21 protein-coding genes are annotated in these 22,119 nt (G+C 75.0%); 10 read left to right on the forward strand and 11 right to left on the reverse strand.

The features are described 5' to 3' along the window. From ACFQH9_RS25445 to ACFQH9_RS25455, 3 genes are all read left to right on the forward strand, one after another. Positions 1-1,138: ATP-binding protein (locus ACFQH9_RS25445; protein ID WP_379569734.1), on the forward strand; the 1,138-nt coding region annotated here is incomplete at its 5' end. A 97-nt stretch (positions 1,139-1,235) separates the two neighbouring features. Then, on the forward strand, positions 1,236-2,141 hold the full coding sequence (locus tag ACFQH9_RS25450) for an aldose 1-epimerase family protein (RefSeq protein WP_379569784.1): 906 nt from the start codon (positions 1,236-1,238) through the stop codon (positions 2,139-2,141). A 54-nt stretch (positions 2,142-2,195) separates the two neighbouring features. Then, a complete protein-coding gene (locus ACFQH9_RS25455; protein ID WP_379569736.1) occupies positions 2,196-3,683 on the forward strand; it encodes a mannitol dehydrogenase family protein in 1,488 nt (495 codons plus the stop codon). Here the strand turns inward: ACFQH9_RS25455 and ppgK are convergent. Together ppgK and pgm are read right to left on the reverse strand one after the other, a co-directional pair. Further along, entirely contained in the window at positions 3,680-4,444 is a 765-nt protein-coding gene (gene ppgK, locus ACFQH9_RS25460) for a polyphosphate--glucose phosphotransferase (protein WP_379569738.1), read from the reverse strand. The two genes, ACFQH9_RS25455 and ppgK, sit on opposite strands and share 4 nt — an antisense overlap. Further along, the gene (pgm, locus tag ACFQH9_RS25465; protein WP_379569740.1) at positions 4,441-6,072 is read right to left on the reverse strand and encodes a phosphoglucomutase (alpha-D-glucose-1,6-bisphosphate-dependent); all 1,632 of its coding nucleotides are present in this window, start codon (positions 6,070-6,072) and stop codon (positions 4,441-4,443) included. Before pgm ends, ppgK begins: the two co-directional genes overlap by 4 nt. A 156-nt stretch (positions 6,073-6,228) precedes the next feature. Between pgm and ACFQH9_RS25470 the strand changes: the two genes are divergently transcribed. After that, entirely contained in the window at positions 6,229-7,119 is an 891-nt protein-coding gene (locus ACFQH9_RS25470) for an ABC transporter substrate-binding protein (protein WP_379569741.1), read from the forward strand. 92 nt (positions 7,120-7,211) lie between these two features. Then, positions 7,212-8,576, forward strand: a complete 1,365-nt coding sequence (locus tag ACFQH9_RS25475) for an MFS transporter (RefSeq protein WP_379569742.1) — start codon at positions 7,212-7,214, stop codon at positions 8,574-8,576. On the opposite strand, the gene ACFQH9_RS25480 is transcribed toward ACFQH9_RS25475, so the two are convergent. Beyond that, the gene (locus ACFQH9_RS25480) at positions 8,573-9,688 is read right to left on the reverse strand and encodes an AbrB family transcriptional regulator (protein WP_379569744.1); all 1,116 of its coding nucleotides are present in this window, start codon (positions 9,686-9,688) and stop codon (positions 8,573-8,575) included. The two genes, ACFQH9_RS25475 and ACFQH9_RS25480, sit on opposite strands and share 4 nt — an antisense overlap. A 68-nt stretch (positions 9,689-9,756) precedes the next feature. On the opposite strand from ACFQH9_RS25480, the gene ACFQH9_RS25485 reads away from it, so the two are divergent. Next, on the forward strand, positions 9,757-11,508 hold the full coding sequence (locus ACFQH9_RS25485; protein ID WP_379569746.1) for a class I adenylate-forming enzyme family protein: 1,752 nt from the start codon (positions 9,757-9,759) through the stop codon (positions 11,506-11,508). A 122-nt stretch (positions 11,509-11,630) separates the two neighbouring features. Here the strand turns inward: ACFQH9_RS25485 and ACFQH9_RS25490 are convergent, their stop codons facing one another. Then, the gene (locus ACFQH9_RS25490) at positions 11,631-12,743 is read right to left on the reverse strand and encodes a hypothetical protein (protein WP_379569748.1); all 1,113 of its coding nucleotides are present in this window, start codon (positions 12,741-12,743) and stop codon (positions 11,631-11,633) included. A gap of 85 nt (positions 12,744-12,828) precedes the next feature. Here ACFQH9_RS25490 and ACFQH9_RS25495 point away from each other — a divergent pair, with 85 nt between their 5' ends. Both ACFQH9_RS25495 and ACFQH9_RS25500 read left to right on the forward strand, forming a co-directional pair. Next, positions 12,829-13,467 carry a hypothetical protein gene (locus ACFQH9_RS25495; protein WP_379569750.1) on the forward strand — a complete coding sequence of 213 codons (639 nt, stop codon included), beginning with the start codon at positions 12,829-12,831 and terminating at the stop codon, positions 13,465-13,467. After that, entirely contained in the window at positions 13,464-14,486 is a 1,023-nt protein-coding gene (locus tag ACFQH9_RS25500) for a hypothetical protein (RefSeq protein ID WP_379569752.1), read from the forward strand. Before ACFQH9_RS25495 ends, ACFQH9_RS25500 begins: the two co-directional genes overlap by 4 nt. On the opposite strand, the gene ACFQH9_RS25505 is transcribed toward ACFQH9_RS25500, so the two are convergent. Genes ACFQH9_RS25505 through ACFQH9_RS25520 form a run of 4 tightly spaced genes read right to left on the reverse strand, consistent with a single transcriptional unit; the run spans position 14,476 to position 16,711 of the window. Further along, the gene (locus ACFQH9_RS25505; protein ID WP_379569754.1) at positions 14,476-14,643 is read right to left on the reverse strand and encodes a hypothetical protein; all 168 of its coding nucleotides are present in this window, start codon (positions 14,641-14,643) and stop codon (positions 14,476-14,478) included. The two genes, ACFQH9_RS25500 and ACFQH9_RS25505, sit on opposite strands and share 11 nt — an antisense overlap. Before the next feature lie 23 nt (positions 14,644-14,666). Continuing rightward, positions 14,667-15,497, reverse strand: a complete 831-nt coding sequence (locus ACFQH9_RS25510; RefSeq protein ID WP_379569756.1) for a family 1 encapsulin nanocompartment shell protein — start codon at positions 15,495-15,497, stop codon at positions 14,667-14,669. A gap of 46 nt (positions 15,498-15,543) precedes the next feature. Further along, positions 15,544-16,125 (reverse strand): hemerythrin domain-containing protein, encoded by a 582-nt coding sequence (locus tag ACFQH9_RS25515; protein WP_379569758.1) that lies wholly within the window; start codon positions 16,123-16,125, stop codon positions 15,544-15,546. A 52-nt stretch (positions 16,126-16,177) separates the two neighbouring features. Next, the gene (locus ACFQH9_RS25520; protein WP_379569760.1) at positions 16,178-16,711 is read right to left on the reverse strand and encodes a YbhB/YbcL family Raf kinase inhibitor-like protein; all 534 of its coding nucleotides are present in this window, start codon (positions 16,709-16,711) and stop codon (positions 16,178-16,180) included. Positions 16,712-16,753: 42 nt separating this feature from the next. On the opposite strand from ACFQH9_RS25520, the gene ACFQH9_RS25525 reads away from it, so the two are divergent. Further along, on the forward strand, positions 16,754-18,349 hold the full coding sequence (locus tag ACFQH9_RS25525) for a Na+/H+ antiporter (RefSeq protein WP_379569762.1): 1,596 nt from the start codon (positions 16,754-16,756) through the stop codon (positions 18,347-18,349). Positions 18,350-18,476: 127 nt separating this feature from the next. Here ACFQH9_RS25525 and ACFQH9_RS25530 read toward each other — a convergent pair whose 3' ends face one another. Together ACFQH9_RS25530 and ACFQH9_RS25535 are read right to left on the reverse strand one after the other, a co-directional pair. Next, positions 18,477-18,839, reverse strand: a complete 363-nt coding sequence (locus ACFQH9_RS25530) for a VOC family protein (RefSeq protein ID WP_379569764.1) — start codon at positions 18,837-18,839, stop codon at positions 18,477-18,479. A gap of 17 nt (positions 18,840-18,856) precedes the next feature. After that, on the reverse strand, positions 18,857-19,618 hold the full coding sequence (locus tag ACFQH9_RS25535) for an SDR family NAD(P)-dependent oxidoreductase (RefSeq protein ID WP_379569766.1): 762 nt from the start codon (positions 19,616-19,618) through the stop codon (positions 18,857-18,859). A gap of 169 nt (positions 19,619-19,787) precedes the next feature. On the opposite strand from ACFQH9_RS25535, the gene fabG reads away from it, so the two are divergent. Next, positions 19,788-20,549, forward strand: a complete 762-nt coding sequence (gene fabG / locus ACFQH9_RS25540) for a 3-oxoacyl-ACP reductase FabG (RefSeq protein ID WP_379569768.1) — start codon at positions 19,788-19,790, stop codon at positions 20,547-20,549. Between the two features lie 118 nt (positions 20,550-20,667). On the opposite strand, the gene ACFQH9_RS25545 is transcribed toward fabG, so the two are convergent. Then, positions 20,668-22,110 carry a hypothetical protein gene (locus ACFQH9_RS25545; protein ID WP_379569770.1) on the reverse strand — a complete coding sequence of 481 codons (1,443 nt, stop codon included), beginning with the start codon at positions 22,108-22,110 and terminating at the stop codon, positions 20,668-20,670. Positions 22,111-22,119 lie beyond the last annotated feature (9 nt).

The raw sequence follows: 22,119 nt of genomic DNA on the forward strand, positions 1-22,119 counted from the left end.
GGCCAGGCGGCTCGCGGCGCGGGTCTCCGCGCACGAGCAGGCCGTGGCCGCGCTGGCCGAGCGACACCTCGGGCGCGCGCTGCCCCCGGCGGTCGCGCTGCCCGAGCTGGCCGAGCGGGTCCGGCACGCGGCGGAGGCCGCGGTGACGGCCCGGCACGTCGATGCCGCCGCCGAGCAGGCCGAGGCCGAGGTCCGCCGGGTCCGCCGCGAGGCGTCGGCGGCCCGGCAGCGCCTGGACCGGCTGGCCGTGGAGCTGTGGCTCACCGCCTCCCCCGAGGAGGGCGGGCTGGAGGCCGCGGCCGAGCGCGGCCGCGAGGCCGTCCGGATCCGGGAGGCGGAGGCCACCGCGCTGGCCCTGCTGCGTACCGCGGCCCCGGACCTCGACGCGGACGAGCTGGTCGCGGCCTCGGACACGGTGGAGGAGAGCGCGCTCGCCGAGGAGCTCGAGCGCGCCCGCGCGGCCGCGGCCGAGCTGGCGCGCGAGCACGAGGAGCTGCTGGAGCAGCTGGGCGGGCTGCGGGACCGCCGCCGCGTGCTCGAGGGGGCCGACGGGGCGGCCGTGCTGCACGCCGAGGCGCAGGGGCACCTGGCCCGGGCCGCGGAGGCCGCCGAGCGGTACGTGATCGTGCACCTGCAGCGCGAGACGTTGCGGCGGGAGCTGGAGAGCTACGAGCGGCGGCACTCCTCCCCGCTGCTCGACGAGGCGGGCCGGCTGCTCGAGCGGCTCACGGGCGGCCGGTTCGCGGGGCTGCGGCCGGCGGGCGGTGAGGCCCGCACGCTCGTCGCCGCCCGGGCGGACGGCGAGGAGCTCGCCCCGGACCAGCTCTCGGAGGGCACGGCGGACCAGGTCTTCCTCGCGCTGCGGCTCGCCGGGATCCGCCAGCTGCAGGCCGAGCGCCGGGCCGCGGGGCTGCCGGCCGTCCCGGTGGTGCTCGACGACGTCCTGATGACCTTCGACGACGCCCGCGCCGCCGCCGCCCTCGCCGTCCTCGGCGAGCTGGCCGCGGACTGGCAGGTGCTGCTGTTCACCCACCACGAGCACCTGGCCGCGCTGGCCCGGCGCGCGGTGGCGGAGGTCGCGGTGATCGACCTGGGTCCGCCCGCCCCCGTCGCCGCCCCGCTGGCCCACCCCGCCTGATCCCCGGCCACGGGTCCGTACGGGTTGCCGGACGCGGGTCCTCGCACGCGTGCCGGGCACCGCGGTCCACCCCGGACCCGGCAGGATGGCGTCCGTGATGGATCCGAGCGGCGAGCACTTCGCGATCGCGTCCGGCGCGGCGCGGGCGGCGGTCAACGAGGTCGGGGCGGGCCTGCGCTCCTTCTCCGTGGCCGGCGTCGACTACACCGAGCCCCAGCCCGAGGGCGTGCGCCCGCCGCGCGGGTCGGGGGCGCTGCTGGCGCCCTGGCCCAACCGGGTCGCGGGGGGCCGCTGGAGCTGGCGGGGGAAGGAGCAGCAGCTCGCGCTCACCGAGCCCGACGCCGGCAACGCCATCCACGGCCTGCTCCGGTACGCCTTCTGGCGCCCCACGGAGCGCACCGACGCGGCGATCACCCTGGAGGCCGTCGCCCCGCCGCAGAACGGTTGGCCGCAGCCGGTCCGCGTCGCCGTCACCTACGCGGTCGGCGAGCAGGGCCTCACGGTCACCACCCGCGCCACCAACGAAGGCACCGACGACGTCCCGTTCGGCCTGGGCTTCCACCCCTACCTGCGGGTCGGCGACACCCCGACGGACGACTGCACCCTCACCCTCGCCGCCCGCGCCGCGCTCCCGCTGACCGACCAGCTGCCCGGCGGACCCCTGGAGCCCCTCGCGGCCGACGACCCGCTGCGCGTGGGCGCCCGGCTCAAGGGCGTCGAGCTGGACGCCGCCTTCGGCGACTGCGCCCCCGCGGAGGGCGACGACCTGGTGCGGCACCGGCTCGTCGCGCCGGACGGCCGCGGCGCGGAGCTGTGGGCCGAGCCGGTGTTCCGCTGGGTCCAGGTCTTCACCCCGCCGGACATGCCCGGGCACGGCCGGGGCGTGGCCGTCGAGCCGATGACCTGCCCGCCCGACGCGCTGAACTCCGGCACCGACCTCGCCCTCCTCGCCCCGGGGGCGGAGTGGACGGCGCGCTGGGGGATCCGGCCGGTGACCGGCTGACCGGCTGACCGGCTAGTGTCGGCCCGGTCACAGTCGCGCGCGAAGGGGGACGCCATGCAGACCCTGGCCGGGGGCAGGTCGCCCGAGATCGAGGGCGTGGAGGTCCCGCGCTACGACCGGTCGGCGGTGACCGTGGGCATCGTCCACTTCGGTGTCGGCGGGTTCCACCGCGCGCACCAGGCGATGTACGTCGACTCCCTGATGAACGAGGGCGAGGCGCTCGACTGGGGGATCTGCGGCGTGGGGGTGTTGCCGGGGGACCGGCGCATGCAGGAGGTGCTCACCGAGCAGGAGGGCCTGTACACGCTCGTCGTCAAGCAGCCGGACGGCTCGCTCGCGCCGCGCGTGATCGGCTCGATCGTCGAGTACCTGTTCGCCCCGGACTCGCCCGAGGCGGTGGTCGAGAAGATGGCCGCGGAGAGCACCCGGATCGTCTCGCTGACGATCACCGAGGGCGGCTACAACATCGACCAGGTCACCGGCGAGTTCGCCGAGGACACCCCGGAGATCCGCGCCGACCTGCAGCCGGGCGCCGTGCCGGCGACGGTGTTCGGGCTGGTCACCGAGGCGCTGGCGCGCCGGCGCGAGCGCGGGCTGCCCGCCTTCACGATCATGAGCTGCGACAACATCCAGGGCAACGGCGACACCGCGGCCCGCACCTTCGCCGCCTTTGCCCGGCTGAAGGACCCGGAGCTGGCCACCTGGATCGAGCAGAACGTCGGCTTCCCCAACTCCATGGTCGACCGGATCACCCCCGCGACGAGCGCCGAGGACACCACGCGCCTCGCCGACGAGTTCGGCCTGACGGACGGCTGGCCGGTCGTGTGCGAGCCCTTCACCCAGTGGGTGCTCGAGGACCACTTCTCCTCGGGCCGCCCGCCCTTCGAGGACGTCGGCGTGCAGCTCGTCGAGGACGTCGTGCCCTACGAGCTGATGAAGCTGCGCCTGCTTAACGCCAGTCACCAGGCGCTCGGCTACTTCGGCTTCCTGTCCGGCCACCGTTTCGTGCACGAGGTCGCCGGCGACCCGCTGTTCGCGCGATTCCTGCGGGACTACATGGACCGCGAGGGCACGCCGACGCTCTCCGAGGTGCCCGGGGTGGACCTCGACGCCTACAAGACCACCCTGATCGAGCGGTTCGCCAACCCGGGGGTCGCGGACACGCTAACGCGGATCAACTTCGGCAGCTCGGACCGGATCTCGCTGTGGGTGCTGCCGGTGATCCGCCACCAGCTCGAGCACGGCGGCGAGATGGAGCGGGCGACCGCGGTCGTGGCCAGCTGGGCACGCTACGCCGAGGGCGTCGACGAGAAGGGCGACCCGATCGACGTGCAGGACCGGCTCGCCGACACCCTCGTCCCGCTGGCCCGCGCCCAGCGCGAGCAGCCGGACGCGTTCATCCGCAACACCGCCGTGTTCGGCGACCTCGCGGACGACGAGCGCTTCCGCGAGGCCTACCTCTGGGCGCTGGACTCCCTGCACCGCGACGGCGCCCGCGCCACCGTGGAGAAGCTGGTCGAACGCGCCCAGACGCCTGCCTAGTGCTCCTGGTGGGCCAGGAGTGCCGCCCCGATGATCCCGGCGTCGTTGAGCAGCTGCGCCGGGACCATCGGCGTGCGCGTCTGCACGTAGGGCTGCCAGCGGGAGAACTTCTTGCTCACCCCGCCGCCGACCACGATGAGGTCGGGCCAGAGCAGGTTCTCCACGTGCTGGTAGTAGCGGGTCAGCCGGCCGCCCCACTCCTCCCAGGAGAGGTCCTCGCGCTCCCGGGCGGAGTCGGCGGCGCGCTTCTCGGCGTCGTACCCGTCGATCTCCAGGTGCCCGAGCTCGGTGTTCGGGAACAGGTGCCCGCCCAGGACCAGGGCGGACCCGATGCCCGTGCCGAGGGTGGAGACCAGCACGGCACCGCGATGTCCCTTCGCGGCCCCGAACTCGACCTCGGCGATGCCGGCGGCGTCCGCGTCGTTGACCACGAGCGCCTTGCGGCCGGTCTTCGCGCGCAGCAGCCCCTGCGCGTCGCAGCCGATCCAGGACGGGTCGACGTTGGCCGCCGTCTGCGTGACCCCGTGCTGGACCACGGCCGGGAACGTGCAGCCGAAGGGCCCGTCCCACTCGAAGTGGTCGAGGATCTGCGCGACGACCCCGGCGACCGCCTCCGGGGTCGACGGCTGCGGGGTGGGGATCCGCAGCCGCTCGTCGGCGAACTTGCCCTTGTCCAGGTCGACCGGCGCGCCCTTGATCCCCGACCCGCCGATGTCGATGCCCAGACCGTGGTGGTGCCCGTGGTGCCTCTTCTTCGTCATCCGCCCAGCGCTCCCCTCACGACCTGTTGCGCCTCCTCCTGGATCCGGGCCAGGTGCTCGGGACCCCGGAAGCTCTCCGCGTAGACCTTGTAGACGTCCTCGGTGCCGGAGGGCCGGGCGGCGAACCACCCGTTCTCCGTCACGACCTTGAGCCCGCCGAGGGGCTCGCCGTTGCCGGGCGCGGTGGTGAGCCGCGCCGTGATCGGGTCGCCGGCGAGCTCCGTCGCCGACACGTCCTCGGCGGCCAGCCTGCCGAGCTTGGCCTTGTCCTCCCGGGAGCACGCCACGTCGGTCCGGGCGTAGGCCGGGTCCCCGAAGCGCGAGGTCAGCTCTGCGTAGCGCTGCGAGGGCGTCTGCCCGGTCACCGCGGTGATCTCACCGGCCAGCAGGCACAGGATGATGCCGTCCTTGTCCGTGGACCAGGGCCGGCCGTCCGTGCGGAGGAAGGAGGCGCCGGCGCTCTCCTCGCCGCCGAAGGCGATGCTGCCGTCCCGCAGGCCGGGCACGAACCACTTGAACCCGACCGGCACCTCGAGCAGCTCCCGGCCGAGGTCGGCGGCCACCCGGTCGATCATCGACGAGCTCACCGCGGTCTTGCCGACGGCCGCGCCGCCCGGCCAGCCGGAGCGGTGTGCGTACAGGTAGCCGATGGCGACGGCCAGGTAGTGGTTCGGGTTCATCAGCCCGGCGTCCCGGGTGACGATGCCGTGCCGGTCCGAGTCGGCGTCGTTGCCGGTGGCGATGGTGAACTCGTCCTTGCGGCCGACCAGGGACGCCATCGCGTACGGCGACGAGCAGTCCATCCGGATCTTGCCGTCCCAGTCCAGCGTCATGAAGCCGAAGGCCGGGTCGACGTCCGGGTTCACCACCGTGAGGTCGAGCTTGTACCGCTCGGCGATCGCACCCCAGTAGTGCACGGCCGCGCCGCCGAGCGGGTCCGCGGCCAGCACGACCCCGGCGCTGCGGATCGCGTCGAGGTCGACGACGGACTCCAGGTCGCTCACGTAGGCGTCGAGGAAGTCGTAGGTGCCGCGCTCGGCCCGGTCGAGCGGCACCCGCTGCACGCCCTGCAGCGTCGCCTCGAGCAGCTCGTTGGCGCGGTTCGCGATCCAGCTGGTGGCGGCCGTCCCGGCCGGGCCGCCGTCCGGCGGGTTGTACTTGAACCCCCCGTCGGAGGGCGGGTTGTGCGACGGCGTGACGACGACCCCGTCGGCGAGCCCGGAGTCCCGGCCCTCGTTGTGCGTCAGGATCGCGTGCGAGACGGCGGGCGTGGGCGTCCAGCCGCCCCGGGCGTCGACGAGCACCTGCACGCCGTTGGCCGCGAACACCTCGACCGCGGTCTCCCAGGCGGGGTCGGACAGCGCGTGGGTGTCCTTGCCGAGGAACAGCGGTCCGTCCGTGCCCTGCTGCGCCCGGTACTCGCAGATGGCCTGGCTGGTGGCGGCGATGTGGTCGTCGTTGAAGGTCGCCGAGAAGGCCGACCCGCGGTGCCCGGAGGTGCCGAAGGCGACCCGCTGCTCCGCGACCGCGGGGTCGGGATGCCGCTCGGAGTACGCGGCCAGCAGCGCCGGCACGTCGACGAGGTCCTCGGGGCGGGCCGGGGTGCCGGCCCGCGGGTGGATGGCCATGTCGTCCTCCGGTTCGTCCTCCGGCCGGGCCGGAGATCCTGCAGGGCCGTGCGTCGCACGGCGCCGCCTGTAGCCTGCCGCATCCGGCGCCCCCGGTCATCCGGACGCGGCGCCGGACGGCGCTGCACCGGGCCCGCGGGGGTTACCCTCCGCCGCATGCGGATCGCGTCCTTGCTGCCCGCGGCCACGGAGATCGTCGGGGCGCTGGGGCTCGGCCCCGCGCTCGTCGCCCGCACCTTCGAGTGCGGCCTCCCACCCGGCTCGCGCGGGGACGTCCCCGTCGTGGTCGACACGGCGATCCCGCCCGGGCTGGAGCCCAAGGAGATCGACGCCTGGGTCGCCGACCGCGTGGCCGCCGGGCTGCCGATGTACGAGCTCGACCGCGCGGCCCTCGCCGCGGCCCGGCCCGACCTGATCCTCACCCAGGACCTCTGCCGGGTCTGCGCGCTGCCGGCCGGCACGGTCGAGGACGCGCTCGCGGACATCGGCACGGACGCGGCGGTGGTCTCGGTCGACCCGCACACGCTCGACGAGGTGCTGGGCGCGATCCTCGCCGTCGCCCGGGCCGCCGGCGCCGCCGACGCGGGGGAACGCCTGGTCGGGGACCTGCGCGCGCGGCTGGCGGCCGTCGCCCGGGCCGTCGCCGGGCGGCCCGCGCCGCGGGTGCTGATGCTGGAGTGGACCGATCCGCCCTACGTCCCCGGGCACTGGGTCCCCGAGCTCGTCCGCCGGGCCGGCGGCGAGCCGCTCGGGGCGGTCGAGGGCGGGCGGAGCGTCGCGGCGGGGTGGGCGGAGCTCGCGGCCCTGCGGCCGGACGTCGCCGTCGTCGCCCCGTGCGGGTTCGGGCTGGCCGAGGCCGAGCGCCAGGCCGGGGGAGTGGCCGAGCAGCTGCCCGGGGTCCCGCTCGTCGCGATCGACTCGGCCGCGTACGTCGTGCAGGCGGGGCCCGGGCTGGTCGACGGGGTGGAGGCGCTGGCGTGGGCGCTGCACCCGGAGGCGGTGCCCGAGCCGCCGGCGGGCCGGGTCACCCGCGGACCCCGCGGCTGATCCGGACCGAGCAGGACGTTCCCGGCGAAGCGGACGGCCCGACCTGCGGGGACCCCGAACCGCCGAGACGATGCCGGGGGAGGTGAGGGTCGATGACGACCTCGGCGGGCTCGTCCGTGGCGGAGATCCACGCCCGGCTGGACCGGCTGCCGGTGACCCGCCGGCACCGGTTCGCGCTGGTGGCCGTGGGCATCGGGATCTTCTTCGATCTCTACGAGGTGTTCCTCGCCGGCACGCTGGCGACGGTGCTGGGCCGGGAGTTCGGCGTCACCGGCACCGCGCAGAAGCTGGTGCTCGCGTCGGTGTTCGTCGGCGCCTTCGTCGGGGCGATCACGCTGACCCGCCTCGCCGACCGGGTCGGCCGGCGCCGCGCCTTCTTCCTCACCCTCGGCATCTACTCGTTGTTCTCCGTGCTGGGGGCCTTCAGCCCGAACGTCGAGATGCTGATCGTGTGCCGGTTCCTCGCGGGCATCGGGATCGGCGCCGAGCTCCCGCTGTCCGACGCCTACCTGTCCGACCTGCTGCCCGCGCGCGTCCGCGGCCGGATGATCGCGTGGGCGTACACCATCGGGTTCTGCGGCGTGCCGGTCGCGGGCCTGCTCGCCCGCGCGATCGCCCCGCACAGCTTCCTCGGGCTCGAGGGCTGGCGGTGGATGTTCGTCATCGGCGGCCTCGGTGCACTGCTGTGCTGGCTGATGCGCCGCGGGCTGCCGGAGTCGCCGCGCTGGCTCGCCTCGGTGGGCCGCAACGAGGAGGCCGACGCCGCCGTCCGCACCTTCGAGGACGCGGCCCGCGCCGAGCACGGCGCGCTCGAGGAGCCGGAGCCCGCCACCCGGGTCGCCCCGGCGAAGCGCGAGCCGATCCGCGCGCTGTTCCGGCCGCCCTGGCGGCGGCGCACGGTGATGCTCTGGATCTTCCAGCTCTTCCAGACCTTCGGCTACTACGGCTTCGGCACGCTCGTGCCGCTGGTGCTCGCGGCCAAGGGCTACGACGTCGTGCAGGGGCTGACCTTCACCGCGCTGAGCTTCCTCGGCTACCCGATCGGCTCGGCGCTGTCGGTCCCGCTGATGGAGCGGGTGGAACGCAAGACCCTCGTCGTCGCCGGCGCCGTGGGGATGATCGTGCTCGGGCTCGGCTTCGGGTACGCGGAGAACGCGGTGCTGATCGTGGTGCTCGGCTTCGCCTACACGGTGGTCAGCAACCTGTTCTCGAACGGCTTCCACGTCTACATGGGCGAGCTGTTCCCCACGACGCTGCGCGCCACCGGCGCCGGCAGCGCCTACTCGCTGTCCCGCCTGGCGACGGCCGTGATGCCGTTCGTGCTGGTCCCGCTGCTCGACACGGCGGGCCCGACCGCGGTGTTCGTGGCGATCGCCCTCGCGATGGTGATCGTGGCCGTCGACGTGGCCGTGCTCGGCCCGCGGACCACCGGGCGCAGCCTCGCCGATCTCAACTAGGGCTCGGACCCGGGGCCGGGCTCGGTTCCGCCCCACCGCCGGCCCACGAGCCGGGCCAGGAACGGCGCGACCAGCAACATGAGGACCACCCGGAGCACCTGGACGGCCACGACGAACGTGACGTCGCCGCCCGAGGAGATCGCCGTGGCCAGCACGGCGTAGATCCCGCCCGGGGTGGTGGCCAGGTAGCCGTCGAGCAGGCTCGCGCCGGTCGCGGCGGACAGGACGAGGCCGAGCCCCGCGCAGGCGGCGACGATCGCGAGGATCAGCGCCGCGGCGAGCGGGAGCACCCGCAGCACGGTCCGCAGGGCGGGCCGGGTGAACCGCAGCCCCGCCTGCCAGCCGATCACGGCGTAGGCGAGGTCGACCAGCAGGGCGGGCGGCGAGGCGCCGAAGGTCAGCCCGGAGAGGCTGAGCACCAGGGCGATCACCATCGGACCGAGCAGGGCGCCCGCGGGCACGTGCAGCCGGTTCGCGATCGGGACGCCGACGAGCACGCAGACCGCGACCAGCGCCGCCCCGAGGTACCAGGGGCCGCCCGCCGTGCCCGGACCGGACCCGACGCCGAGGTGCCCGGCCCCGAACACGGCCGTCGCGACGACCGGCATGGTGGCGGTGACCATGCCCACCCGCAGGTACTGGATCACCGAGACGATCCGCTCGTCGCCGCCGAGCTCGCGGGTGACGGCGACCAGGCCCGAAGCCCCGCCCGCGGTCAGCGCGAGCATCCCGGTCAGCGGGGACACCCCGCGCTGCACGCCCAGCAGCAGCCCGGCCGCCATGCTGACCGCCAGCGACCCGAGGCTCACCAGCAGTACCGGCAGCCAGCCCGCCGCGACGGCGGTGAGCGTGTCCGGCCGGGCCAGCACCCCGATGACGACCCCGATCACCGCCTGGGCCGCCGAGGTCGCGGGCCGGGCCACCCGGGCGGGTCCGAGACCGGTCAACGCGAGGACCGTGGCCACGGCGAGGCCGGCGAAGAGGGCCGGCGACGGGACCCCGAGGGCCTGCAGCACCACGGTGAGGCCCGCCGTCAGCACGACCAGCAGCGCCCAACGGCCCCAGGGGAGGGCGCGGGCCCAGTCCCCGATCCCGGTCCGCCCCGCGGTCACCCGTCGACCCTGTCACGGCGCAACGGGCCGTCGCGCGACGGGTGCCCCGGGTGGCAGAGTGATCGCCGATGCGTGCCACGGACAGCGACGACCAGGCGGTAGCGAGCAGGACGGGATCCCTTGGCGCAGGAGCGGGCGTCCACGCCGACGACACCCCGCTCGGGCGGGAGCTCGCCCGCATGACGGCCCCCGGCGCGGAGTTCGCGCTGCGGGAGGAGGTGGTCGGCGGGATCCCGATGCGGGTGTACGAGCGCGGGCCGCACACCCTCGCCGAGACGATCGCCGACACCGCCGCGTTCGGCGACCGCCCCTACTGGGTCTACGCCGACGAGCACCTCGACTACGCCACCCACCTTCGGCTGGTCCACGGGCTGGCCGCCGCGCTGCGCGGCGGGTACGGCCTGGAGCCCGGCGACCGGGTCGCGATCGCGATGCGCAACTACCCGGAGTGGGGCGTGGTGTTCTGGGCCGCGCAGCTCGCCGGTCTCGTCGCCGTCCCGCTCAACGCCTGGTGGACCGGCCCCGAGCTGGTGTGGGCGGTGGGCGACTCCGGCGCCCGGGTCGTCGTCGCCGACGGCGAGCGGGCGCCCCTGCTGGCCGGGCACGGGGGGATCGGGAGCGACGTGCCGCTGATCCGGGTGCGCGGCGAGGGCCCGTCCCCGGGGCGGGAGTGGGCGGACCTGGTCGCGTCCCTGGACCTCACGGTCGGGCCGCCGCCGGTGACCGTCCGCCCCGACGACCCGTCCACGATCCTGTACACCTCGGGCACCACCGGCCGGCCCAAGGGCGCGGTGCACACCCACCGCAACCACGTCACCAACGCGCTGAACGTGCTGCTCACCGCCCGGGCGAACGCCGCCGCCTCGCCGTCGGGCCGGCCGGCGCCGCCGCAGTCCGGCACCCTGCTGACCTACCCGCTCTTCCACATCGCCGGGCTCAACGGCCTGTACGGGCAGGTCGTGGTGGGCGGGAAGGTCGCGACGCTGTACCGGTGGGACCGGGAGGAGGCGCGCCGGCTGGTCCGCGAGGAGCGGCTGACCGGCGGTGCCGGAGTCCCGACCACCATGCGGGAGCTCGCCGAGATCGCCATCGCGCACCCGGACGAGCTGGCGTCGCTGTCCCGCATCGGGATGGGCGGGGCGCCGATCCCCGGCGAGCTGGTCCAGCGGATCGGCACCGAGCTCGGGCCGCTGTCCGCCAACGGCTACGGCCTCACCGAGACCACCTCGGCGGTCTGCGCCAACATCGGCGCGGACTACGTGGCCCACCCGGACAGCGTCGGCCGCCCGGCGCCCGGCGCGGACCTCCGGATCGTCGACCCCGAGACGCTGGCCGAGGTGCCGGAGGGCGAGATCGGCGAGCTGTGGTTCCGCGGGCCGAACGTCGTCGGCGGGTACTGGCACAACCCCGGGGCCACCGCGGCGGCCTTCGTCGACGGCTGGTTCCGCACCGGCGACCTCGGGTTCGTCCGGGCGGGCTGGGTGTACGTCGTGGACCGGCTCAAGGACGTCGTGCTGCGCGGCGGGGAGAACGTCTACAGCGCCCAGGTGGAGGCGGCGCTGCACGAGGTGCCGTGGGTGGCGGAGGTGGCGGTCTTCGGTGTGCCGCACCCGACGCTGGGGGAGGAGGTCGCGGCCGCAGTCCGCACCGAGCCCGGCACGGCGCACGACGACGCGGCGGCCGAGGCCCTCCGCGCCCACGTGACCGCGCGGGTGGCCGGGTTCGCCGCCCCGGCGCACGTGTTCTGGTGGGACGAGCCGCTGCCCCGCACGGCGACCGGCAAGCTGCTCAAGCGGGAGCTGCGCGAGCGCTCCGGTTGATCGACGCTCCTCCGGATCGTCGGCGTGATCACGGATCGTGGACGCGGAAGGCCGATTTCCGACCGTCGGCGTCCACGACGGCTGATCACCGTGCGGCCGGCCCGTGAACCCGCGGGCCGACCTCAGTCCTCCAGGTCGGCGAGGCGCTCCTCGGCGCGCGACAGGGCGGTCCGGGCGTCCCGGGCGGCGCGGCTCGCCTCGCGCTCGGCCTCGGCGGCCTCCTTCACCGCGGCCGCGGCCGCGGGCCGGGCCGCGCGCGCCCGCTCCAGCTCGGCGGTCAGCTCCTCCACGCGGGCGGTGGCGTCGTCGCGGTCCGACTCGGCGTCCCGCAGGGCCGCGGCGGCGTCCTCCTCGGCGTCCTCGGCGGCCTCCGCGGCGCGGCGCTCCGCCTCGACGGCCTCGCGCGCCTCGGCCCGCTCGCGCTCGCGGCGCTCGCGTTCCTCCCGCTCGCGGCGCTCCCGCTCGGCACGGTCGGCGGCCTCGGCGTCGGCCTCGGCGTCGAGCCCGGGCCCCGCGGTCGTGTCCTGGTCGGTGTCCTCCGCCGGACGCTCGCGGGCAGGCCGCCGCGCCGGCCGGGTGACGGGCCGGCTGCGCCGGGCACCGTCCGCCTCCCGGTCGCGGGGCCTGCGCGTGCCGGTGCCCACGCTCGTCTCGCCGCCGAACCCGAAGCCGGACCAGCTCACGGTGCGGGTGAGCCGCCCCGACCGCACCTCGTCGGCCACGTCCTCGTCCGCCAGGGCCGCCTCGAGGATGCCGCGCAGGTCCTTCTCGACGGACTCGGTGACCCGGTGCCCGTCGGCCGCCGCGAGCCGCCGCGCCTCCCGGGCCATCGCCCCGACCAGCTTCGAGCGCTGCGCGGACAGGTGGCGCAGCTGGGCGCCGTCGAGCGTCCGCTGAGCGGAGGACAGCTCCTCGGCCAGGTCGAGCAGGGCGTCGAGCTGGTCGCCGCGCTCGCGGGCGAGCAGATTGGCCAACCAGGCGGCCTGGGTCGGCCTTCGGAACCGCCCGATCGCCTTGGCCGCCTCCTTGTCACCGGCCTGCCTGGCCTCGGCGACCAGCTCGTCCCGTACCGGGACGAAGTCGTCCGGGGGCACGCCGTAGAGCTCGTCCGCGGCCGCCTCGACCCGCTCGTCGGTGTCCCTCGGCTCGTCCCCGGAGGTGTCCGCCGACTCGTCGACACCCGCCGCGGGCCGTTCGGCGGTGTCCTCGTCGGCGTCCGGACCAGAGCGTTTCATGCTCACTCGATTCAGTGTGGCCGCGGTCACAGATCATTGTGCCGTTCACCGATTGTGACAGGTCCTCAGTGGGCACCCGAGGTCCATGAGCAGCACCACAGTCATCGTAGTGATCGTCGTGGTGGTGATCGCGCTGCTGGCGCTCGCCGCGTTCGCGTGGTCGATGAACGGGCGCCGGAAGAGCCGGCGGCTCAAGGAGCGCTTCGGCCCGGAGTACGACCGCCACCTGTCGGAGACCAACGACCCGGCCGAGACGGAGCGGGTCCTGGCGGAGCGCGAGAAGCGCCACCGCAGCCTGAAGCTGCGCACCCTCGACGACCGCGAGCGCGAGACCTTCGAGCGGCGGTGGACCCAGGTGCAGGCCGAGTTCGTCGACGACCCCGACAAGGCCGTCGACCGGGCCGACGCGCTGGTGGACGAGCTGATGTCGGCCCGCGGGTACCCGGTCGACGACTTCGAGCAGCGGGCCGCGGACGTCTCGGTCGACCATCCGGTGGTGGTGCAGCGCTACCGCGAGGCGCGCCGGATCGCCCAGGCGAACCGCGAGCACCGGGCCGACACCGAGGAGCTGCGCGGCGCGGTGACCTCCTACCGCGAGCTGGTGCAGGCGCTCCTCGGCGGCGACCAGCGGCACGACGGCCGCCACGACGGTCACCACGACGGCCGGTCCGGCGGCGATCCCGCCGGCCGCCAGGCCACCCACCGGAAGGAGACGAGCGCATGAGCGAGCACGCGGGCCACGAGCGACGCGGCGACGAGACGCGAGGCGAGCGGCTGATGGACAAGCTCGACCCCCGGACCGACAGCGGCCACGCCGACCACGGCGACCGCCACACCGGGCACGACGACCGCAGCTTCCTGGACAAGGTGCTGGGCCGGGAACCGGGTCAGCACGGCCACGAGGGGCAGGACGCCGCGCCCGAGGACCGCGGCGGCGTCGGCACCCGCGAGCGCGGCCACGACACCGGCGAGGGCGGCGGCCCCATGCCCTCGCCGCGCGGGCACGAGGACCACCTTCCCGAGGACCGCGGCCACGGCGACCTCGGCGCGGGCGACGTGCCGGACGACGGGCTCCGCGGCCGCGAGGGCGGCACCGGCCACGCGGACGTCCGACGGGACGAGGGCGTGCGCACCGTCGACCTGGACGGCGGCCAGGACACCGGAGCCACCACGGCCACCGGAGCCACCGCGGACACCGGGGCCGGCGGCGGCACGACCGCCACCGCGCCGATGGGCACGCACGACGGCGGCGGGCACGACTCCACCGGCCCCACCGGCTCCACGGCCACCGCACACGGCGGCGGCGTGCCGGACGAGCGGATGCCCGGCGACGAGGGCGGCCACGGGCTGCGCGAGCGCACGCCCGCGCACACCGACGGCGGCCACGACGGCGGCTATGACAGGGGCCACGACACCGGGGGCCGCTCGCGGGCCGAGTCGATGGGTGCCCCCACCCAGGAGACCGACTCCTCCGGCCACGCGACCCTCATCCCGCAGGACCGCTCCGCGGACTACCTGCGCCGTTGGGAGTCGCTCAAGGCGAGCTTCGTCGACGAGCCCCGGGGCGCCGTCCGCGACGCCAACGGCCTGGTCGGCGAGGTGCTCGACGAGCTGGAGCAGCTGTTCAAGCGGCAGCGCACCGAGCTCGAGCGCGACCTGAACAACGAGTCGGCCTCCACCGAGGACCTCCGGCTGGCCCTGGGCCGCTACCGGAGCTTCTTCGAGCGGCTGCTCACCATCTGACCTGCGCCGCCACCACCACGACGAGGGGCCGCGGATCACCCGATCCGCGGCCCCTCCGCCGTACCGGGAGGGAGGAGTCCGCGATCCCGGCCCCGTGGACGTCCACGATCGTCTCGCCCGCGCCCTCGACGGCCACCTCCAGCTCGGCACCGTTCACCGACGCACGAGTCGGCCGTGGACTCAGACGGTGAGCACGAACGCCGCGTCGGGCTCGACCACCTGGAAGGTGAAGCTCTCCTCCAGGTAGAGGCCGACCGTGTCGGCGTCGTGGTGGGAGTAGCCGATCGCGAGGTCCTGCCCGACGTCGAGCGCGAAGTCGCCGCCCCGCTCGCTCACCAGCACCGCGCCGTCGACGCCGGCCGTCCAGATCACCGAGCCGCCGAGGATCCGCTTAAGGTGGTCGAAGAGCAGGTAGCCGCCGTACTCCGTGGTCTCGACGATCCTGGTGTAGAGATCGGGCCCGACCGCGAGCGAGTAGGGCCCGCCGATGCCGTTGCGGCGCAGCGCGTCGACCCCGCGGGCGATCACGCCCGGCCACTTGAGGCAGTCCTCGCCCAGCGCGAGCGACTCGTACGGCGCGACCTGGGCGATGCCCTCGACGGAGGCGGCCGGCCAGCCGTGGAACACGGTCCGGTTCTCGATCTCGGCCGCCACCCGGGCGGCCCGGTCGAGGTCCTCGAAGTCGGGATCGGGGGTGCCGCGCTGGATGTCGTCGATCTCGGCGCGGGAGACCGTGAAGGGCACCCGGACCTCGGCGAGCGGGAGCACCCGGCGGACGCGGGCGCTCACCCCCGCGCTGTCCGGTACGCCGGGCGGCGGGCTCGCGAGGCCGGTCGTGCGGCCCAGGCTGCGCGCGGAGTGCTGCCAGCCGCCGCTGCCGACGAAGTCGACCACCTTGCGGGCGGCGAGCAGCGGGGTGAGCCGTTCGCGGGCCTCGTCGTCGATCGCCTTCCAGGCCTCGGTGGGAATGGGCGCGTGCGCCCTGAGCAGGTGGTCGGAGGGTGCGGTCACGTGGTGTGCTCCTTGTGGTGGGGAGGACGTGCGGGGAGGGGACGGGTCAGCGGCCGCGGAGCCCGCCGATGCCGAGCGAGACGTCGCCGGAGAAGTCCGACGGCGGGTGGATCTCCCGCTCGATGGACTCCACGTACTCCTCGGGGTCCTTGTCGCGGACCTCGATGCCCCGCCCGCCCGGGTGCCGTTCCTTGAACTCGGTGAACTGCCGGCCCAGCGCCTCGCGCAGCCCGGACGGGGCGTTGAGGCGGAAGTCCGGCAGGCCCTCGTTCTCCTCCTCGCCCATGTGCTCGTCGTTGGCCTCGCGGGCGTGGTCGACGCCCGTCCACCAGCCCGCGCTGCCGACCGGGTTGCGGTCCGCCTCCCGGACCCCGTCCCGGATGTCGTTGTGGTCGCCGATGGCGTCGAGCGTCTCCTCCTCCGGGTCGTTCGCGCCCTTGCGGAGCAGCTGCGGGTAGAAGATGCGCTCCTCGGCCTCGGCGTGGACGTCGAGCAGGTCGGCGAGCGGGCGCCAGACCGCGCGGAGCGCCGAGGGCTCGGCGCCCTCGGCACGCAGGTCGTCGAGCTCGGCGAACCGGCGGCGGAACCACTCGTGGTCGTCGAGGATGAGCTGGGTGATGTCGGCCACGGCGGGACCGTACTGCGGTACGGCCCCGCCGCGCGCCCCTCCCGCCGGCGGGTCAGCCGGTGTTCTCGTGGGTGGCGGTCAGGGTCGCGCGCGCGATCGCGTGGCTGAACAGGTTGAACCCGAGGAAGGCCGGGGTCGCGCCCTCGGGCAGGCCGAGGCTCTCCACGTCCACGGCGTGGACGACGAAGAGGTAGCGGTGCGGGCCGTGCCCGGGCGGCGGGGCGGCACCGACGAACCGCTTCATCCCGGCGTCGTTGGCCAGCACGACGGCGCCCTTGGGCAGCGAGGAGGAGTTCTCGTCGCCGGCCCCTGCGGGCAGCTCGGTGACCGAGGCGGGGATGTCGGCAGCCGCCCAGTGCCAGAAGCCCGAGGCCGTCGGCGCGTCGGGGTCGTAGCAGGTCACGGCGAACGACCTGGTCTCCTCCGGGAAGCCGCTCCACGACAGGTGCGGTGACCGGTCCTCGCCGCCCGCGCCCATCAGGCCGGACAGGTGCGGCGTGGCCAGGGTGCCGCCGTCCGTGACGTCGTCGCTGGTCAGCGTGAAGGTGGGGAGGTCGGGCAGGTCGCTGTAGGGGTCGTGGCTCATGGTCCCGGATCATGGCACCGATCGGGCTGGGAAGCTTCCCCGGTGGAGAACCTGCTGCTCATCGTGGGCCTGATGCTCGGCGCGGTGGTGCTGGTGGGCGTCGGAGACCGGCTGCGGCTGCCGTGGCCGGCGCTGATGGTGGTGCTCGGCGCCCTCGTCGCGCTCACGCCCGGTCTGCCGGACCGCTTCGCGCTGGACCCGGAGCTGATCCTGCCGCTGTTCCTGCCGCCGCTGCTGTTCGCGACGGCGCAGCGCACCTCCTGGTCGCTGTTCCGGGCCCGCTGGCGGTCCATCGCGCTGCTGGCGATCGCGCTCGTCGTGGTCACCATCGTGGCGGTGAGCGGACTGGCCGTGCTGCTGATCCCCGGGATCTCGCTCACCGCCGCGGTGGCCCTCGGCGCGATGGTCGCCCCGCCGGACCCGGTCGCGGTGGAGGCCGTCGCGGGCCCGGTGCGCATCCCGCGCCGGCTGCTCGCGGTGCTGCAGAGCGAGGGCCTGTTCAACGACGCGACGGCGCTCGTCGTGTTCCAGGCCGCGGTGCTGGCCACCGTGCGCGGCGACGAGCTGTCCTTCGCCGGCCTCGCGCTGTCCTTCCTGGTCGGCGCGGTCGCGGCCGTGCTCATCGGGCTCGTGGTGGCGTGGCTGGCCCGGATGGTCCTGGCCCGGGTCACGGACACGATCGGCCGCAGCGCGCTCACGCTGGTGCTGCCCTTCGCGGTCTACCTCGCCGCGGAGGAGCTGCACGCGTCGGGCGTGGTCGCGGTCGTGGTGGTCGCGCTGCAGCTGCGCCGGCTCGGCGACGCCGACGAGGCCGCCGAGCGCCTGGTCCAGCGCTCGTTCTGGGACGTCGTGGAGCTGCTGGTCACCGGCGTCGCGTTCGGGCTGATCGGGCTGGACCTGCGGGGAGTCGTCGAGGACGTGGGCGCGGACCTGCCGCGGATGCTGGGCCACGCGGGGTTGATCTGCCTCCTGGTCGTCGGGATCCGGATGCTGTGGATGACGGCCGCGTGGCTGGCCCTGCGCCGCTCGGCCGACGCCTCCGCCGCACCGCGCACGGGCCGCGAGGCCGTGGTGCTCGCCTGGTGCGGGATGCGCGGGCTCGCGACCCTCGCGCTGGCGCTCTCGCTGCCCGCCACCGTCGCGTCCGGGGCGCCCTTCCCGGCCCGCGCGGAGCTCACCCTGATCGCCGTGTCGGTGCTGCTGGTGACCCTGCTGCTGCCCGGCTTCACCCTGCCCGCGCTGGTCGGGGCCCTGGGCGTGGCCGAGCGGGCGGACGCCGAGGAGCGCGCCGAGAAGATCGTGACCCGCCGGGCGCAGCGGGCCGCGCTGAACCGGATGGCCGCGCGGATCGGCGAGGCCGACCGCAGCGACGGGCTGCCCGAGGAGGTCGAGGCCGCCATCCGGCAGCGGATGAGCCGGCTCGACGCGGTGCTCTCCGGCGAGTCGCTGTCCGAGGACGAGCGCCAGCGCCTACGCGCCATCCGCGACCGCCGGGAGACGCTGCGGACCATCGAGGCCGACGCGCTGGCCGCCGCCCGCGCCGAGGTGCTGGCGGCACGGCGCGAGCCGGGGATCGACCCGGAGGCCGCCGACCGCGTGCTGCGCCGGCTCGACCTCCGGACCGTCCTCCTCGACTGATCCTCGGCGCCGATGTCCGCTCCGCGAGCTCCGCTCGGCGCCGAGGTTCGCTCCGCGAGCTCCGCTCAGCGCCGAGGTTCGCTCCGCAAGCTCCGCTCGGCGCCGAGGTTCGCTCCGCAAGCTCCGCTCAGCGGGGCCCGTAGACCACCACGGTGTTGCCCCACGGGTCGCGGGCCACGGCCCGGACCTCGTGCGGGCCCTGCTCGGGCTCGCGGACCAGGGACCCGCCGCCCTGCACGAGGGCGGCGAGGGCGGCGGCCACGTCCGGCACCTTGAACGACGCCGCCGGCACCCCGCCGGTGACGTCCTCGGCCGGGCCGGCCAGGGCCAGCGTGGTCCCGCCGGCGTCGAGGGCGGCGTAGCGGTCGCCGTCGACGAACTTCGTGGGCAGGCCGAAGGTGTCGGCGTAGAACCGCACGGCGGCGTCGACGTCGGCCACGGGGTACAGGACGTTCCCGATCTTCACAGGGCTCTTCGCGGGGTCGCTCACGGGGGGACCGTAGCCGGTCAGGTGATCGTGATGCCGCCGTCGACGGCGATGGTCTGCCCGGTGACGTACCCGCCGGCGTCGCCGGCGAGGAAGACCAGCGCGGCGGCCAGCTCCTCCGGGTCGCCCTTCCGGCCCAGCGGCACGCGGGCCATCATCGAGTCGAGGTAGCCGGGCTTGTACTGGTCCGTCATCTCCGACTCGAAGAAGCCGGGGGCCAGCGCGTTGACGCGGATGCCCTTGCGCCCGCCCCACTGCTGCGCGAGGTCGCGGGTGAGGCCGATCAGCCCCGCCTTGCTGGCCGCGTACGCGGCCTGCGGCAGGTTCGCGGTGGTGAGGCCGAGGATGCTGGAGATGTTGACGATGCTGCTGCCCGGCTGCATGACCCGCCCGCAGGCCTGCGCCATCCAGTAGCAGCCGTTCAGGTTCACGTCGATGACCTGCGTGAACTCCTCGACCGTCTCCCGCGTGGCCGGGACGGCGGTGCCGATGCCGGCGTTGTTGACCAGCACGTCCACCCGGCCGAACTCGGCCATCGCCGTGTCGACGAGGTTCTGGCAGTCCGGCTGCCGGGCGACGTCGGTGGTCACCGCCAGGGCGCGGCGGTCGAGCTCCTCGACCATCTTCCGGGTGCCGTCGAGGCGGTCGGCGCGGCGCGCGCCCAGCACGACGTCGGCACCCGCCTCCGCCAGCGCCTTCGCGAACGCGACGCCGAGCCCGGACGACGCGCCCGTCACGATGGCCACCTTGCCCTCGAGCGAGAAACGCTGCAGTACCGTCATGGGCGGGACCTTAATGCAGTCGCACCAACTCGCGGGACGGATCCGGACGTGGCGCGGGCGACAGCGGGTTGCGTCGGGCCGGGTCCCCGGTGCGAGGATCGGGGCGAAACGATCGGTCGTTCACGACCGGTGGGTCGCAGCGAAGAGCGAAGTCGAAGGAGACGAAGACATGGCGGAGTCCCAGCAGCGCGTCGCGATCGTCACGGGAGCGGCGCGGGGGATCGGTGCGGCCACCGCACAGCGCCTGGCCCAGGACGGGTTCAAGGTCGCGGTGATCGACCTCGAGGAGTCGGCCGCGAAGACCACCGTCGACGCCATCGTCTCCGCCGGCGGCACGGCCATCGCCGTGGGTGCCGACGTGTCGGACGCCGCGGCCGTCGAGGCCGCCGTGGAGCGGGTCGCCGAGGAGCTCGGCGCGCCGACCGTACTGATCAACAACGCCGGCATCACCCGGGACAACCTGCTGTTCAAGATGAGCGAGCAGGACTGGGACTCGGTGATGGGCGTGCACCTCAAGGGCTCGTTCCTCATGGCCAGGGCCGTGCAGAAGCACATGGTCGACGCCGGCTGGGGCCGTATCGTCAACCTGTCCTCGACCTCGGCCCTGGGCAACCGCGGCCAGGCCAACTACTCGACCGCGAAGGCCGGCCTGCAGGGCTTCACCAAGACCCTCGCGATCGAGCTGGGCAAGTTCGGCGTGACCGTCAACTGCATCGCCCCGGGGTTCATCGCCAGCGAGATGACCAAGGCCACCGCCGAGCGGCTCGGCGTGGACTGGGAGGAGTTCAAGGCGGCCCGCGCCAAGGAGATCCCGGTCCAGCGCGCCGGCCAGGTCGAGGACATCGCGCAGACCGTGTCCTTCTTCGTCGACGAGCGCTCGAGCTTCGTCTCCGGCCAGGTCATCTACGTCGCGGGTGGCCCGAAGGCCTGACGCGTCGGCCGGCCCGACGGGGGCGCCGGTCCTGCGGACGGCGCCCCTCGGTCCGGGCCGCCGGCTGCGCCGACCGGGTCCGCGGCCGCCGCGGGACCGGCGGCCGCAGAGCGCGCCGTCAGGCCGTCGGGGCGTTGCGGATCCCGATCGCGTACGGGGCCAGCGGCTGCTGCCCGTCGACCGGCACCTCCTCGTCGGAGACGTTCACGACGACCGCGCTGCCGTCGGGTGCCCGGAAGGCGATCAGCGGGGCGTCCTGCGCGGTCCCGAGCTCCACGGTCCCCTGCGCGAGCCGCGGGACGAGCCACTGCCAGGCCTGCGTGAGCGGGGTGGGCCGACCGCCGGCCGGCTCGGTGGCGTCCGTCCAGAGCGCCGAGTACTCCAGCGAGCTGCCCTGCGGGCCCCACAGGAGCGCGACGGAGACGCCGGACCGGGCGAACGCGGCCACCGAGGCGAGCGTGGACGCGGCGCTGGCCTGGCTGTCCGCCGCGCCGGTCATGCCGTCGGGCACCTCGGAGTAGAACTCGGTCCACCAGATCGGCAGCGTGCTCGTCGTGCGCAGGTAGCGGGTCACGTCGGAGAACTTGGTGGCCGCGTCGTCGAGCCGGCCGCTGATCGTGCCGCCCCGCTGCGCCGTCCCGCCGTCGACGGCCAGGAAGTCCGCGCCGACCTTGTTCGCGTCCCAGTACCCGAGCGCGTCGAGGATCCGCCGGTCGATCGCGCCCCAGCTGCCCGTGACGGTGTCCGACGCGTTCGGGTCGTCCTTCGGCAGGCTGATCATGACCGGGTACGGGCCGCCGACCTGCACGTCCGGCCGGACCGCCTTCACCGCCGTGTACACGGCGTTGTAGAGGGCGGTGTAGCCCTCGTGGTCCCAGCGGTTCTTCGTCATGTCGAAGAAGCCCTTGAGCTCGTTCCACACCACGACCCGCTCGATCTGCGGGTAGCGCTGCACGGTCCGCGCCACGAGGGCGGCGTAGGCCGGGAAGTCCTGCGGCAGCGGGGCGGCCTCGAGCCGGGTCCAGTCGGTCCGCCCGGGCACGCCGCCCTTCATCCAGTCCGGGGCGCAGCAGGCGGTGAGGACGGTGCGGGCCCCGGTCCGCTGCACCAGCTCCATGCGCTCGTCGAGCGTCGCCCAGTCGTACTGGCCGGGCGCGGGCTCCGGGCTGAGCGTGCCGAAGCCCATGAGGTGCACGTTCTGCCACACCCCGGAGTCCCGCAGGATCGCCTCGCCACGGGCGTTCGCCTCCGCCGGGTCGTGGTCGTCCAGGCTGTCCTGGGTGTGCGTCACCCCGAGGTCGAGCGGGGCGCCCTGGGGCGTCCAGTCCCAGCCCCGCCCGAGGTCGAGGCCGGCGGCGGACCGGTCGGTGGCCGCACCGGTCGCGGGCGGGGTCGCCGTCGAGCAGCCGGTCAGCGCGAGCAGGCCGACGGCGAGGGCCGCGACGGCGGTGGCGGACCGGGCGCGGAAGGACCGGGCCCGAGAGGACCGGGCCCCGAAGGACCGGGTACCACGGGGCCGGGAACGGGCGATCTCGGGGCGGAGGGATCGGCGGGGACGCACGGCGTGGAG

Origin of the sequence: Pseudonocardia lutea (genome assembly GCF_042658055.1) — a bacterium.
Classification (GTDB): domain Bacteria; phylum Actinomycetota; class Actinomycetes; order Mycobacteriales; family Pseudonocardiaceae; genus Pseudonocardia; species Pseudonocardia lutea.

Coding starts and splice junctions, on each gene's coding strand:
- ACFQH9_RS25450 (WP_379569784.1), top strand. CDS start 1,236: ATGGATCCGAGCGGCGAGCACTTCGCGATCGCGTCCGGCGCGGCGCGG.
- ACFQH9_RS25455 (WP_379569736.1), top strand. CDS start 2,196: ATGCAGACCCTGGCCGGGGGCAGGTCGCCCGAGATCGAGGGCGTGGAG.
- ppgK (WP_379569738.1), bottom strand. CDS start 4,444: ATGACGAAGAAGAGGCACCACGGGCACCACCACGGTCTGGGCATCGAC.
- pgm (WP_379569740.1), bottom strand. CDS start 6,072: ATGGCCATCCACCCGCGGGCCGGCACCCCGGCCCGCCCCGAGGACCTC.
- ACFQH9_RS25470 (WP_379569741.1), top strand. CDS start 6,229: ATGCGGATCGCGTCCTTGCTGCCCGCGGCCACGGAGATCGTCGGGGCG.
- ACFQH9_RS25475 (WP_379569742.1), top strand. CDS start 7,212: ATGACGACCTCGGCGGGCTCGTCCGTGGCGGAGATCCACGCCCGGCTG.
- ACFQH9_RS25485 (WP_379569746.1), top strand. CDS start 9,757: ATGCGTGCCACGGACAGCGACGACCAGGCGGTAGCGAGCAGGACGGGA.
- ACFQH9_RS25490 (WP_379569748.1), bottom strand. CDS start 12,743: ATGAAACGCTCTGGTCCGGACGCCGACGAGGACACCGCCGAACGGCCC.
- ACFQH9_RS25495 (WP_379569750.1), top strand. CDS start 12,829: ATGAGCAGCACCACAGTCATCGTAGTGATCGTCGTGGTGGTGATCGCG.
- ACFQH9_RS25500 (WP_379569752.1), top strand. CDS start 13,464: ATGAGCGAGCACGCGGGCCACGAGCGACGCGGCGACGAGACGCGAGGC.
- ACFQH9_RS25520 (WP_379569760.1), bottom strand. CDS start 16,711: ATGAGCCACGACCCCTACAGCGACCTGCCCGACCTCCCCACCTTCACG.
- ACFQH9_RS25535 (WP_379569766.1), bottom strand. CDS start 19,618: ATGACGGTACTGCAGCGTTTCTCGCTCGAGGGCAAGGTGGCCATCGTG.
- fabG (WP_379569768.1), top strand. CDS start 19,788: ATGGCGGAGTCCCAGCAGCGCGTCGCGATCGTCACGGGAGCGGCGCGG.